General features: G+C 56.6%; 12 protein-coding genes and 1 pseudogene. 3 read left to right on the top strand and 10 right to left on the bottom strand.

Annotated features, from left to right (window positions below; genetic code table 11):
* Positions 1-286: 286 nt before the first annotated feature.
* The 4 genes and pseudogenes from hemG to pepQ all read right to left on the bottom strand — a co-directional run bounded on the left by hemG (position 287) and on the right by pepQ (position 4,277).
* Positions 287-828: pseudogene (gene hemG / locus K5I40_RS22950) on the bottom strand (menaquinone-dependent protoporphyrinogen IX dehydrogenase).
* Between the two features lie 11 nt (positions 829-839).
* Entirely contained in the window at positions 840-2,291 is a 1,452-nt protein-coding gene (trkH, locus tag K5I40_RS22955; RefSeq protein WP_138370955.1) for a Trk system potassium transporter TrkH, read from the bottom strand.
* A 40-nt stretch (positions 2,292-2,331) separates the two neighbouring features.
* Positions 2,332-2,946: an IMPACT family protein gene (locus K5I40_RS22960; RefSeq protein WP_039031176.1), complete on the bottom strand. Its 615-nt coding sequence runs from the start codon at positions 2,944-2,946 to the stop codon at positions 2,332-2,334.
* On the bottom strand, positions 2,946-4,277 hold the full coding sequence (gene pepQ / locus K5I40_RS22965; RefSeq protein WP_223075771.1) for a Xaa-Pro dipeptidase: 1,332 nt from the start codon (positions 4,275-4,277) through the stop codon (positions 2,946-2,948). Before pepQ ends, K5I40_RS22960 begins: the two co-directional genes overlap by 1 nt.
* A gap of 187 nt (positions 4,278-4,464) precedes the next feature.
* Between pepQ and fadB the strand changes: the two genes are divergently transcribed.
* Both fadB and fadA read left to right on the top strand, forming a co-directional pair.
* Entirely contained in the window at positions 4,465-6,654 is a 2,190-nt protein-coding gene (fadB, locus tag K5I40_RS22970; protein WP_223075769.1) for a fatty acid oxidation complex subunit alpha FadB, read from the top strand.
* 9 nt (positions 6,655-6,663) lie between these two features.
* Positions 6,664-7,827, top strand: a complete 1,164-nt coding sequence (gene fadA / locus K5I40_RS22975) for an acetyl-CoA C-acyltransferase FadA (protein ID WP_138370958.1) — start codon at positions 6,664-6,666, stop codon at positions 7,825-7,827.
* Positions 7,828-8,010: 183 nt separating this feature from the next.
* Here fadA and fre read toward each other — a convergent pair whose 3' ends face one another.
* Together fre and ubiD are read right to left on the bottom strand one after the other, a co-directional pair.
* Entirely contained in the window at positions 8,011-8,712 is a 702-nt protein-coding gene (gene fre, locus K5I40_RS22980) for an NAD(P)H-flavin reductase (protein WP_039031181.1), read from the bottom strand.
* A 34-nt stretch (positions 8,713-8,746) separates the two neighbouring features.
* Positions 8,747-10,240, bottom strand: coding sequence for a 4-hydroxy-3-polyprenylbenzoate decarboxylase (ubiD, locus tag K5I40_RS22985; RefSeq protein ID WP_223075768.1), 1,494 nt, complete (start codon positions 10,238-10,240; stop codon positions 8,747-8,749).
* 183 nt (positions 10,241-10,423) lie between these two features.
* Between ubiD and rfaH the strand changes: the two genes are divergently transcribed.
* Positions 10,424-10,915: a transcription/translation regulatory transformer protein RfaH gene (gene rfaH / locus K5I40_RS22990; RefSeq protein ID WP_039031183.1), complete on the top strand. Its 492-nt coding sequence runs from the start codon at positions 10,424-10,426 to the stop codon at positions 10,913-10,915.
* Here the strand turns inward: rfaH and tatD are convergent.
* From tatD to tatA, 4 genes are read right to left on the bottom strand one after another with little or no spacing between them, the layout of a single operon-like run.
* A complete protein-coding gene (gene tatD, locus K5I40_RS22995) occupies positions 10,912-11,694 on the bottom strand; it encodes a 3'-5' ssDNA/RNA exonuclease TatD (RefSeq protein WP_223075767.1) in 783 nt (260 codons plus the stop codon). The two genes, rfaH and tatD, sit on opposite strands and share 4 nt — an antisense overlap.
* Before the next feature lie 41 nt (positions 11,695-11,735).
* Positions 11,736-12,488, bottom strand: a complete 753-nt coding sequence (gene tatC / locus K5I40_RS23000; protein ID WP_039031185.1) for a Sec-independent protein translocase subunit TatC — start codon at positions 12,486-12,488, stop codon at positions 11,736-11,738.
* 2 nt (positions 12,489-12,490) lie between these two features.
* Positions 12,491-13,018: a Sec-independent protein translocase protein TatB gene (gene tatB, locus K5I40_RS23005; RefSeq protein ID WP_039031186.1), complete on the bottom strand. Its 528-nt coding sequence runs from the start codon at positions 13,016-13,018 to the stop codon at positions 12,491-12,493.
* 3 nt (positions 13,019-13,021) lie between these two features.
* Positions 13,022-13,276 (bottom strand): Sec-independent protein translocase subunit TatA, encoded by a 255-nt coding sequence (gene tatA / locus K5I40_RS23010; RefSeq protein ID WP_039031187.1) that lies wholly within the window; start codon positions 13,274-13,276, stop codon positions 13,022-13,024.
* Between the last annotated feature and the right edge of the window lie 19 nt (positions 13,277-13,295).

The following is a 13,295-nucleotide window of genomic DNA, read 5'->3' on the forward strand; positions in this document are numbered from 1 at the left end:
CATGTCACTTTGAGTGCCCACACAGATTGTCTGATAAATTGTTAAAGAGCAGTGCCGCTTCGCTTTTTCGCTGCGGCGCGGGGTGTGCATATTACGCTTCCCCGCCTCAGAGTCAAGCAATTATTTTTGCTTTTCTCCGTGAGGTTCTTATCGAACCCCGCTGACCCGGCGGCTTGTTTGCCGTTGTTCCGTGTCAGTGGAGGCGCATTATAGGGAGTTATCTGACGGTGACAAGCATAAATCTTAAAAAGTTTTCCGTTCGCTTACTTTTCGTCCTTTACGTTTATTAAAGCCGCGACATGCGGGTTAATTGCGCAATTTCCCGGGCGAAACTGGCGACCTGTGACCAGTCGGTGTAGACCACTTCTTTACGGGTATCCGTTTCGCCGCCGGTCATCTTCATAATAAGACGGATCATAAAGCGATCGTACCAGCGATAGCGTGGGTAACGCAGGGCACCGGCAAAGACAGCGCAGGCAACTGGCTTCCAGGGGGAGCTCAGCAAAAACTTGCGCGTATAGCTATTGGTCTGCGGCGTACGCTTTTCCGCTTTACGCGCCACCAGGTTCACCGAGTAGAAAGCGCCCGGCAGGCTATTCAGCGTTGCCGTATGTTTTTCACAAAGCGATCCACCGCCGGATGGAAATGGCCATAACGAATTGAGGCGCCGATCACCACGCGGTCATACTCCTGCCACGCAATCTCTTCGGTGCGGTTCAGATTGATGACATCTGAATAGATACCCTGCTCTTTTAACTCCGAAGCCAGAAAGGCGGCAATCTCCCGCGTCTGCCCGTCGCGCGTTGAAAATAGAATTAATGTTTTCATAAACGGTTCCCTTATTCGCGCCAGAATGTTGGTGTAAAGAGGACCAACAGCGTAAAGACCTCAAGACGTCCGAACAGCATGTTAGCAATCAGGATCCACTTCGCGACTGGATTCATGCTGGCAAAGTTGTCTGCAACCACGCCAAGACCTGGCCCCAGGTTGTTCAGTGTGGCGACAACGGAGGCAAACGCCGAGAAGTCATCGACGCCGGTCGCGATAATCGCCAGCATGCTGACAATAAAGACCAGCGCGTAGGCGGAGAAGAAGCCCCATACCGCTTCCAGAATACGTTCCGGCAGCGCGCGGTTACCCAGCTTGATGCTGTAAACCGCATTCGGGTGGACCAGACGTTTCAGCTCGCGGTTCCCCTGTTTAAACAGCAGCAGGATGCGGATCACCTTCAGGCCACCGCCCGTCGAACCGGCGCAGCCGCCGATGAAAGCCGAACAGAGCAGCAGGACAGGCAGGAAGAGCGGCCAGCGCGCAATACTGTCGGTGGTAAACCCTGCCGTGGTCGCCATCGACACGACCTGGAAGAACGCCTGGTTAAGAGTGGTGAGCGCCGAGTTATAGACATCGTGTAGCCACAGCACCAGGGTACAGATAGCCACCAGCGTCAGCTGCACGCCGATAAACATGCGGAATTCCGGGTCGCGCCAGTACACCTTCAGGTTACGGCCGCTTAATAAAGAGAAGTGCAGGCCATAGTTACAGCCGGAGATCAGCAGGAAGACCGCAATAATGGTGTTGATAGTCGGGCTGTCAAAGTAGCCAACGCTTGCGTCATGGGTAGAGAATCCGCCAATAGCGATGGTGGCAAAGCTATGGCCGATAGCATCAAAGGCGGGCATCCCGGCGAACCACAGCGCCAGCGCGCAGGCCACCGTCAGCAATACATAGATAAGCCATAACGTTTTGGCCGTCTCGGCAATACGCGGGCGCATTTTGTTATCTTTCAGCGGCCCCGGCATCTCGGCACGATAGAGCTGCATCCCCCCGACGCCCAGTATGGGCAGGATAGCCACGGCCAATACGATGATCCCCATACCGCCGAACCACTGCAGCATCTGCCGGTAGAAGAGGATGGCATGGGGTAACGAGTCCAGCCCCACCAGCGTCGTGGCCCCGGTTGTTGTCAGGCCAGAGAAAGATTCAAAAAACGCGTCCGTAATGCTCAGGTTGGGTTGTTCAGAGAAGATAAAGGGCAGCGAACCCACGCTTCCCAGTACGGTCCAGAACAGCACCACGATAAGGAAGCCTTCGCGGGATTTCAGCTCCCCTTTCTGACGACGGTTAGGCCACCACAGCAGGGAGCCAATCATCAGCGCGACGAAAAAGGTCTGCGTAAAGGCGCGGCCCGCACCATCCCGATAAATAAGCGCCACCAGTCCAGGGAGGATCATCGTCCCGGAAAAAAGTATGACCAGCAATCCAACGATTCGGGTTATGGCACGAAAATGCATCTCTGCCGCTTCCTTAGGTATTCAAAAAGTAAGGTGGGGATTATTCTTCAATCGGCCGTAATTGCAACGAACCACGACTAAAATCAGCCAGTTTTGCTGAGAATGCCGGAAGCGACGCCTGGGGTAGCGCTACCCGCAATTGCACCATCGCCTGGTAATCACTGTGTACGATCAGGCCTTGATACTGCTTCAGCAACGCTTCGATGCCAGATAACTGGGCGTAATCGCACAATAAAGTATATTCGGTAAGTGGTGTTTTGCGGAGGGTAGTCAGATGATTCAGCGCCTGTTGGACACCACCGCCATAGGCCTTGACCAGCCCGCCCGTTCCTAACAGTACGCCGCCGTAGTATCGCACCACGACGGCGGTGATTTCGCCAACGCCGCTGCCCATTAGCTGAGAGAGCATGGGTTTGCCCGCCGTGCCCGCCGGTTCACCATCATCCGAGAAGCCGAGTTTTTGCGAGTCGTCAGGCGGCCCGGCCACCCACGCCACACAGTGGTGGCGGGCGTCAGGATGTTCCGCGCGTACCGACTCAACAAAGGCTTTTGCCGCCTCCACGCCGTCGGTATGGGCCAACAGCGTGATAAAACGGCTTTTCTTGATCTCTTCCGTAAAGGTGACCGGCGCTGCCGGTATGAGCCAGCTTTCCATTACGCCAGCTTCAGGTCTCGCGTCATGTTTTCAGTACCGTTTTCGTGGATCACCACGTTATCTTCGATACGGATCCCGCCAAACGGCTTCAGCGCTTCAATCTTCTGCCAGTTGAAGTGTTTGCTGAACTGCCCTTCACGCCACGGTGCCAGCAGCGACTCAATAAAGTAGATGCCCGGCTCGATGGTCAGCACCATGCGCGGCTGCAGGACGCGCGTACAGCGCAGGTACGGATATTTGGACGGCGCTGCCAGATGCGTACCGGTGTCATCCTGCATAAAGCCTGCGGTGTCGTGTACCTGCAAACCCAACGGGTGACCGATGCCGTGCGGCATAAATGGCCCGGTCAGGTCGTTTTCCACCATCGCCTCTTCGCTCATATCGCTGACGATCTGGTGCTTACGCAGCAGCTTCGCAATGCGTTGATGGAACTGGACATGGTAATCCACGTAGCTTACGCCCGCTTTCATGGTAGCGATCAGGGCCAACTGCTCGTCGTTCACGTCTTTGATAAGCGCAGCGAACTCGGTGTCGCTGTTCCCGGCCCAGGTACGGGTGAGGTCAGCGGCATAGCCGTTATATTCCGCACCGGCATCCAGCAGGAAGCTGCGCATTTCGGACGGCGCGCGGTGATCGAGTTTCGTGTAGTGCAGTACCGCCGCGTGCTCGTTCAGCGCCACGATGTTGCTGTAAGGGACGTCGGTATCACGATGGCCGGTGGCCGTCAGGTAGGCCTGGTTAATATCAAACTCGCTCATGCCGGACAGGAAGGCTTCATGCGCCGCACGATGGCCGTTCACCGCGGTTTTTTGCGCTTCACGCATGCACGCCAGTTCATAGTCGGTCTTATAAGAGCGGTAGTAATGCAGATAGTCGATAACGCCTTTCGGGTTGATGTTATCCGCAGCGATCTCCAGACCGCGCGCGCGTTCAGGCACTGGGCCAATATAGGCGATGTTGCCGCGTGCTGCAGGTAACTGACTGCCAATGCCGTCAGCTTTCGGCAGGGCAATCACCTCGACTTCGTCCGTCCAGAAGGAGGTCGGCAGCGGTTCCACGTTGTGCCAGTAATCCACCGGCAGGTAGAACCACAGTTTCGGCTTGTTCACGCCATCCACCAGCAACCAGCAGTTGGGAACCTGCGTAACCGGCACCCAGGCTTTAAATTGCGGATTCACCTTGAAAGGATAAGCATGATCGTCGAGGAAGACATTGAACAGCTCGCCGGAGTGGATAAGCAGGGCATCCAGCTTAAAGCGAGCCAGTACGTCGCGGGTACGTTCCTGTAAGGTAACAATATGATTTTTGTAGAGCGCGGCCAGTGAGTCCATCATTATTCCTTTCGTTTTGACCTCAAGTCTCCGCATCTTAGCACACCTCAGAAAGGCTGCGTGATCTTCACCGAGCGTGATCGGGCCTACAATTATTTAATGACTAATTTGCATTTCATTAACACAAAACCCACACTCCGATTCATCTGGTATGACCAGATCCAATTGCTGGATTCAGGAGACTGACATGCTCTACAAAGGCGACACCCTGTACGTAGACTGGCTGGAAGGTGGCATTGCCGAACTGGTATTCGACGCCCCCGGCTCAGTGAATAAGCTGGACACCGCAACCGTGGCCAGCCTTGGCCATGCTCTGGACGTTCTTGAAAAACAAACCGATTTAAAAGGTCTGCTGCTGCGTTCCGAAAAAGCGGCATTTATCGTCGGCGCGGACATTACCGAATTCCTCTCGCTGTTCCTGGTGCCTCAGGAGCAGCTGAGCCAGTGGCTGCATTTCGCCAACAGCGTCTTTAACCGTCTGGAAGATCTTCCGGTCCCGACGATTTCCGCAGTCAATGGCTATGCGCTGGGCGGCGGCTGCGAATGCGTACTGGCCACCGATTACCGTCTGGCGACGCCGGATCTGCGCATCGGCCTGCCGGAAACCAAACTGGGCATTATGCCGGGCTTTGGCGGCTCGGTCCGTCTGCCGCGCCTGCTGGGTGCCGACAGCGCCCTTGAGATCATCGCCGCCGGTAAAGATGTCGGTGCCGATCAGGCGCTGAAGCTTGGTCTGGTTGATGGCGTGGTGAAGCCTGAAAAACTGCGCGAAGGGGCAGTGGCGATCCTGCGCCAGGCGATTAACGGCGATCTCGACTGGAAAGCGAAACGCCAGCCGAAACTGGAGCCACTGCACTTAAGTAAGATTGAAGCCACCATGAGCTTCACCATCGCCAAAGGCATGGTGATGCAGACGGCGGGTAAACACTATCCGGCGCCTGTTACGGCGGTGAAAACCATCGAAGCTGCCGCACGTCTGGGCCGTGATGAAGCACTGAAATTAGAAAATCAAAGTTTCGTCCCGCTGGCTCACACTAACGAAGCGCGTGCTCTGGTGGGTATTTTCCTCAACGACCAGTTCGTGAAGGGCAAAGCGAAGCAGCTCACCAAAAATGTCGAGACGCCAAAACAGGCCGCAGTGCTGGGCGCAGGCATCATGGGCGGCGGCATCGCATATCAGTCCGCCTGGAAAGGCGTGCCTGTAGTCATGAAAGATATCAACGACAAATCGCTGACCCTGGGCATGACCGAAGCGGCCAAGCTGCTGAATAAACAGCTGGAACGCGGCAAGATTGACGGCCTGAAGCTCTCCGGGGTGATCTCCACCATCCATCCGACCCTGGAATACAGCGGGTTCGATCGCGTGGACGTGGTTGTTGAAGCGGTCGTCGAAAACCCGAAAGTGAAAAAAGCGGTGCTGGCGGAAACAGAAGACAAGGTACGTCCGGATACCGTGCTGGCGTCCAACACCTCGACGATTCCCATCGGCGAACTGGCCAGCGTCCTGAAGCGCCCGGAAAACTTCTGCGGGATGCACTTCTTTAACCCGGTGCACCGCATGCCGCTGGTTGAAGTGATTCGCGGAGAGAAGACGTCCGATGAAACCATCGCCAAAGTGGTGGCGTGGGCCAGCAAGATGGGCAAAACCCCGATTGTGGTTAACGACTGTCCGGGCTTCTTCGTCAACCGCGTGCTGTTCCCGTACTTTGCCGGTTTCAGCCAGCTGCTGCGCGACGGAGCTGACTTCCGCAAGATCGATAAAGTGATGGAAAAACAGTTTGGCTGGCCAATGGGCCCGGCCTATCTGCTGGACGTCGTCGGCATTGATACCGCCCATCACGCCCAGGCGGTGATGGCGGCAGGTTTCCCGGAGCGGATGCAGAAAGATTATCGCGATGCTATCGACGCGCTCTTCGAATCCAGTCGCTACGGTCAGAAAAACGGCCTCGGTTTCTGGCGTTATAAAGAAGACAGCAAAGGCAAGCCGAAGAAAGAGGAAGACGCCACCGTGGATAGCCTGCTGGCAGACGTCAGCAACGCGAAGCGCGATTTCAGCGACGAAGAGATCGTTGCCCGCATGATGATCCCGATGGTCAACGAAGTGGTGCGCTGTCTCGAAGAGGGCATTATCGCCAGCCCGGCGGAAGCCGATATGGCGCTGGTCTACGGCCTGGGCTTCCCTCCGTTCCACGGCGGCGCGTTCCGCTGGCTGGATACGCTCGGCAGCGCCCGCTATCTGGATATGACGCAGCAGTACGAGCATCTCGGCCCGCTGTATCAGGCTCCGGAAGGTCTGCGTAATAAAGCGCGTCACAACGAAGCGTACTATCCCCCGGTTGAGCCTGCCCGTCCGGTTGGCGCACTGAAAACGGCTTAAGGAGTCACAATGGAACAGGTTGTCATTGTCGATGCAATTCGCACCCCGATGGGCCGTTCGAAGGGCGGCGCATTTCGTCACGTGCGCGCGGAAGATCTCTCCGCACATTTAATGCGTAGCCTGCTGGCGCGCAACCCGGCGCTGGAGGCTACCGCGCTGGACGATATCTACTGGGGCTGCGTGCAGCAGACCCTGGAACAGGGCTTCAACATCGCCCGTAACGCCGCGCTGCTGGCGGAAATTCCGCACTCGGTACCGGCTGTTACCGTCAACCGCCTGTGCGGTTCGTCGATGCAGGCCCTGCACGATGCGGCACGCATGATCATGACCGGCGACGCGCAGGTGTGCATGATTGGCGGCGTGGAGCACATGGGCCACGTGCCGATGAGCCACGGCGTCGATTTCCATCCCGGCATGAGCCGCAACGTGGCAAAAGCCGCGGGCATGATGGGGCTGACGGCGGAGATGCTCTCCCGCCTGCACGGTATCAGTCGCGAAATGCAGGACAGCTTTGCCGCCCGCTCGCACGCCCGCGCCTGGGCCGCGACGCAGTCCGGCGCCTTCAAAAATGAAATTTTGCCAACCGGCGGTCACGACGCCGATGGCGTGCTCAAGCAGTTCTACTTCGACGAAGTGATCCGCCCGGAAACCACCGTCGAAGCGCTCTCGACGCTGAAACCGGCCTTTGATCCGGTGACCGGTACAGTGACGGCGGGCAGCTCTTCCGCCCTATCCGACGGTGCTGCCGCCATGCTGGTGATGAGCGAAAGCCGCGCCCGCGAACTGGGACTGACGCCGCGGGCGCGCATCCGCTCGATGGCGGTGGTCGGCTGCGATCCGTCAATTATGGGTTACGGCCCGGTACCGGCGTCGAAGCTGGCGCTGAAAAAAGCCGGGCTTACCACCAGCGATATCGACGTTTTCGAGATGAACGAAGCCTTCGCCGCGCAGATCCTGCCGTGCATTAAGGATCTGGGACTGATGGATCAGATCGACGAGAAGATTAACCTCAACGGCGGTGCCATCGCTCTGGGTCATCCGCTGGGCTGTTCCGGGGCGCGTATCAGCACCACGCTTATCAACCTGATGGAACGCAAAGATGCCCAGTTTGGTCTGGCGACCATGTGTATCGGGTTGGGTCAGGGGATCGCGACGGTATTTGAGAGGGTGTAATCGAAGAATATTCCCCTAAATCATTCGCGTTGCATCGCGGCGGCAACTGCGCGAATCCCCGGGAACATAGTTAACTATGTGACCGGGGTGAGCAAAGGCAGCCAACAAAGAGGCAGCGTGAATGATGACGGGGAAAGGTTTAGTTGCCGTTTTCCCGCCTGTCAGGGGCGGGTTTTTTTCGTCTCAGATAAACGCAAACGCGTCGCCAAACAGACGATCTTCACGCGCGCCACGCTCGTTGCAGAACAGGTCGCGGGCAATTTTCGCCATCTCGAAACGACCGGCAATATAGATATCGTGGTTTACCAGAGTGCCATGATCCTGCAGTACCGCCGTTAACACGGTGCCGCTGCGACCGCGCCAGCCCTCTTCAGGCTGCTCCACCACTGGCTCAACGCGCAGGTTAGGATGGGTCACGCTCAGCGCTTCCAGCTCGGAGAGATCGTAAAGGTGCTTCGACTCACGGCCACCCCAGTAGATGGTGATATCGCGGTCCGGGTTACGCGCCAGCGCCGTCAGCAGGATGGAGCGTGCGTAGGAGAAACCGGTGCCGCCGGCAATCAGGATCAGCGGACGCTCTTCATCATCGCGCAGCCAGGCTTCCCCGTGAGGGATATCAATCTCGATCTCGTTCTCTTTCAGAATGCGATCCATCACCGCCATCGCATACAGGTTGAGCTCTGACGCCCCAATGTGCAGCTCGATAAACTCTTGCTCGTCCGGCGTGGAGGCCATTGAGAAAGGACGCTTATCCCGCTCATCCATCACCACCATCAGATACTGGCCAGCGCGGAAGGAGAACGCCGATTCAGGTACTAAACGGACGCGATATACAGTGTCGGTGATAGCGTCTACCGAGGTCACTTTACAGCTTAAGGTTGTCATTCGCTCTCTCTGTCAGTCGGTAAGTCTATAAGGCTTAACGGTCGGAATCCTGCGTACCGTTATTCATTATGGCCAGTTCATCCCAGATCGCGTCAATTCGCGCAGTCACCTCAGGATCCTTTTTGATCGGTCGACCCCATTCACGTTGGGTTTCGCCGGGCCATTTATTGGTGGCATCCAGTCCCATTTTTGAGCCAAGACCGGAAACCGGCGAGGCAAAATCCAGGTAATCAATCGGCGTGTTTTCAACTAACACGGTATCGCGTGCCGGGTCCATACGGGTGGTGATGGCCCAGATAACGTCATTCCAGTCACGGGCATTGACGTCATCATCGCAAACGATCACAAACTTGGTATACATAAACTGGCGCAGGAAAGACCATACGCCCATCATCACCCGTTTTGCGTGACCCGCGTACTGCTTCTTAATGGTCACCACCGCCAGGCGATAAGAGCATCCTTCCGGCGGCAGATAAAAATCAACAATTTCCGGAAACTGCTTTTGCAGAATAGGCACAAACACTTCGTTAAGCGCCACGCCGAGTACGGCAGGTTCATCCGGCGGACGTCCGGTGTAGGTGGAGTGGTAAATTGCATCTTCCCGCTGGGTAATGTGCGTCACGGTAAATACCGGGAAGTTGTCAATTTCATTGTAATAGCCGGTGTGGTCGCCATACGGCCCTTCCGGAGCCATCTCACCCGCCTCGATGTAGCCTTCGAGGACAATTTCGGCGCTGGCGGGCACTTCCAGATCGTTAGAAATGCACTTCACCACTTCGGTTTTGGTGCCGCGCAGTAACCCGGCAAAGGCGTATTCGGACAGCGTGTCCGGCACCGGCGTCACCGCGCCGAGAATGGTGGCCGGATCGGCACCCAGCGCCACGGATACCGGAAAGCGTTCGCCCGGATGCGCCGCACACCACTCCTGGAAATCAAGCGCGCCGCCGCGATGCGACAGCCAGCGCATGATAAGTTTGTTCTTGCCGATCAGCTGCTGACGGTAGATCCCGAGATTCTGGCGCTCTTTATGCGGACCGCGCGTCACGGTCAGACCCCAGGTGATCAGCGGGGCGGCGTCTTCGGGCCAGCACTGCATGATCGGAATACGCGTCAGATCGACCGCGTCGCCTTCCACAATTTTCTGCTGGCAGGGTGCGCCGCGCAGACGTTTGGTCGGCATGTTCAGCACCTGCTTAAACTGCGGCAGCTTATCAAAGAGATCGCGAAAACCTTTTGGCGGCTCAGGCTCTTTCAGAAAAGCCAGCAGCTTACCCACTTCACGCAACGCGCTGACATCCTCCTGGCCCATGCCCATCGCCACACGCTTTGGTGTACCAAACAGGTTACAGAGCACCGGCATGGTGTAGCCTTTCGGGTTTTCAAACAGGAGCGCGGGCCCACCGGCACGGAGGGTGCGGTCGGCAATCTCTGTCATCTCCAGATAAGGATCGACAGGAAGGGTAATACGTTTGAGTTCGCCCTGCTTTTCCAGCAGTTCCAGGAAATCGCGTAGATCGTTGTATTTCATGCAGTTAGTCAAGCTCTCTCTGTAAGCGTTTCATTATACGGCGTAAGACTGCGTGATGCTGTATTTTTGTTAAATTAGCGTGAAGATTCATGCCTTCTTCTGCGTACTGCCATTATAATCAGCTTAGCGATCCCGCCAGGGTTTTGATATGCTTGCCGGCATAACAAGCGGAAAAGAGTCATTATGCAGGCCTGGTATTTACTGTATTGCAAGCGCGGGCAACTTCAGCGTGCTCAGGAACATCTGGAACGCCAGGCGGTGAACTGCCTGACGCCCATGATCACGCTTGAAAAAATGGTCCGCGGTAGACGCACAACGGTCAGCGAGCCGCTGTTCCCGAACTATCTGTTTGTTGAATTCGACCCCGAAGTGATCCACACCACCACCATCAATGCGACGCGCGGTGTCAGCCACTTCGTGCGCTTTGGCGTGCATCCGGCTACGGTGCCCTCTTCCGTCATCCACCAGCTCTCGGTCTATAAACAGCCAGAAGACATTACCGATCCTGATACGCCCTTCTCCGGCGATGATGTTGTGATCACCGAAGGAGCGTTCGAAGGGCTGGTGGCGATTTTCGCTGAGCCGGACGGTGAAGCCCGCTCCATGCTGCTGCTGAACTTACTGAATAAAGAAGTGAAGCAGAGCGTGAAAAACACCAGCTTCCGCAAAGTTTAAAATTCAACGCCAAACAGACGACGCACGTTGTCATCCGTCTGCGCCGCCAGCCACTGCGCATCCTCTGTGCGCCAGTGCGCAACCCGCTCAAGGATATGCCCTAAATACGCCGGTTCGTTGCGGCGTGATGCCGGTTTGGGGCTGAGATCGCGCGGTAGCAGGTATGGCGCATCGGTCTCAATCAGCAGACGATCGGCAGGAATGACCGGCAGCAGCTCGCGTAACTCCAGCCCGCGTCGTTCATCGCAGACCCATCCGGTTATCCCCAGATACAGACCGCGCGCCAGACAATCTGCCGCCTCCTGCCGCGTGCCGGTAAAACAGTGCAGCACCGCACCGGGCAGCTTATCCAGCCATGGCTCCAGCAGCGCCAGAAAACGCTCATGGGCGTCGCGACAGTGCATAAACACCGGCATCCCCAGCTCCGCTGCCAGCGCAAGCTGGGCGCTGAAGGCGTGTTCCTGCTCGGCGGGAGTCGAGAAGTTGCGATTAAAGTCGAGGCCACACTCGCCGATAGCCACCACTTCCGGCGAGGCGGCTAATGCCCGCAGCCTGTCTGCGCTTTCGGCCGTCCATTGACTGCTGTCATGAGGATGGACGCCCGCCGTTGACCAGCAACGGTCGTAACGCTGCGCCAGCTGGTGCGCCTGCTCACTTTCATGCAGGTTGGTGCCCGTCAGCAGTAATCCGTTTACGCCTGCGGCGAAGGCCCGGGCGACGACCTCATCGCGATCCTGGGCAAACTGCGGGCTGGTCAGGTTCAGACCGATATCAAACATGCTCGCTCCCATATGACAACCGCCCTGGCGGGCGGTTGATATTACTCTTCTGACTCTTCCTCGTGATCTTCACGTCGCTTGCCGGTATAGAAGCGCGAGAAGAAGACACCCACCTCAAACAGGCAATACATCGGGATCGCCAGCAGGGTTTGCGAGAAAACATCCGGCGGCGTTAACAGCATGCCAACCACAAAGGCGCCCACCAGAATGTACGGGCGTTTTTTACGTAAATCTTCCGGGGTGGTGACCCCTACCCAGCAGAGCAGCACGATGGCAACCGGCACCTCAAACGCCACACCAAAGGCCATAAACAGCGCCATGACGAAGCTCAGATAGCTGGCGATATCGGTTGAAACCTGCACCCCTACCGGCGCGGTATTTGCCAGGAAGCCAAACGCCAGCGGGAAGACCACGAAGTAGGCAAAGGCCATGCCGATATAGAACAGCAGCGAGCTGGAGACCAGCAGCGGGATCACCAGACGGCGTTCATGCTTATACAGCGCCGGGGCGATAAAGGCCCAGACCTGATAGAGGATCACTGGCGCAGAGGCAATCAGCGATACCCAGAAGGTCAGCTTGATCGGCGTGAAGAACGGCGAGGCGACGTCGGTCGCAATCATGGTCGCGCCGAGCGGCATCTGCTTAATCAGCGGCGCAGAGACCACCTGATAGATGTCGTTGGCGAAATAGACCAGGCCTAAAAAAATGAGGCAAACCGCAATAATGCAGTTCATCAGGCGCTTACGCAGCTCGATCAGGTGCGTAATCAGCGGTTGAGTTTCATCTACTGCCATGTTTACGATTTATCACTCGACGAGGAGGACGGCTCAGCGGCGGGTGCAGGTTTCTTCTCTGCAGGCGCTGGCGTCGGTTCTTGTTTTTTGATCACCGGCTCTGAAGGCGTCTGTTCGGGCGCACTGGCCTGGTGTTCAGCAGTGGCAGGCGTCACGCCTTCGTGCTGCGCTTCGTTATCTTTGACCAGCGGATTGCGAATGGTATTGGCTTCATCACTCGATTTTTCCGGATCGTTGACGCTGTAGGAGCGCTTCATGGATTCCGCCGCTTCGCGCAGTTCGTCCATAGAGGCTTTGAGTTCCGGCGTCAGGTTATCCATGCTCGCCTTCTCTACTTTTTTCAGGCTATCCTGAAACTCCTGCAGCTTAAGCTCCTGCGCCAGCTCGTTCTGAACCGTTGTCGCCAGCGATCGTAGCGCGCGCACCCAGCCTGCAATTGTTTTGACTGCCACCGGCAGACGCTGAGGCCCCAGAACGATGAGGCCAATCACGAATACCAGCAGCAGTTCGCTAAAACCGATATCAAACACGTATTACACCTGCTCGTTATCGTGGCGTTTAGCATTTTCCTTTTTGACATCGTCTTGTTTATCGGCGATGGATTTAGCAGTGAAATCCGCATCCTGGCTGGATTTATCCTGCTTCTCGTCATCATCTTTGATCGCTTTCTTGAAGCCTTTAATGGACGCGCCCAGATCGGAACCGATAGAGCCAAGCTTTTTGGTACCGAACAGCAGCACGACGATGACGGCAATGATCACTAATTGCCAGATACTGATACCACCCATACATCTTCCTCAGTTGTAG

Source organism: Leclercia sp. LTM14, from assembly GCF_023736175.1.
Taxonomy (GTDB): Bacteria; Pseudomonadota; Gammaproteobacteria; order Enterobacterales; family Enterobacteriaceae; genus Enterobacter; species Enterobacter barmai.

Coding starts and splice junctions, on each gene's coding strand:
- trkH (WP_138370955.1), bottom strand. CDS start 2,291: ATGCATTTTCGTGCCATAACCCGAATCGTTGGATTGCTGGTCATACTT.
- rfaH (WP_039031183.1), top strand. CDS start 10,424: ATGCAGGCCTGGTATTTACTGTATTGCAAGCGCGGGCAACTTCAGCGT.
- K5I40_RS22960 (WP_039031176.1), bottom strand. CDS start 2,946: ATGGAAAGCTGGCTCATACCGGCAGCGCCGGTCACCTTTACGGAAGAG.
- tatC (WP_039031185.1), bottom strand. CDS start 12,488: ATGGCAGTAGATGAAACTCAACCGCTGATTACGCACCTGATCGAGCTG.
- fre (WP_039031181.1), bottom strand. CDS start 8,712: ATGACAACCTTAAGCTGTAAAGTGACCTCGGTAGACGCTATCACCGAC.
- ubiD (WP_223075768.1), bottom strand. CDS start 10,240: ATGAAATACAACGATCTACGCGATTTCCTGGAACTGCTGGAAAAGCAG.
- tatA (WP_039031187.1), bottom strand. CDS start 13,276: ATGGGTGGTATCAGTATCTGGCAATTAGTGATCATTGCCGTCATCGTC.
- tatD (WP_223075767.1), bottom strand. CDS start 11,694: ATGTTTGATATCGGTCTGAACCTGACCAGCCCGCAGTTTGCCCAGGAT.
- pepQ (WP_223075771.1), bottom strand. CDS start 4,277: ATGGACTCACTGGCCGCGCTCTACAAAAATCATATTGTTACCTTACAG.
- fadB (WP_223075769.1), top strand. CDS start 4,465: ATGCTCTACAAAGGCGACACCCTGTACGTAGACTGGCTGGAAGGTGGC.
- fadA (WP_138370958.1), top strand. CDS start 6,664: ATGGAACAGGTTGTCATTGTCGATGCAATTCGCACCCCGATGGGCCGT.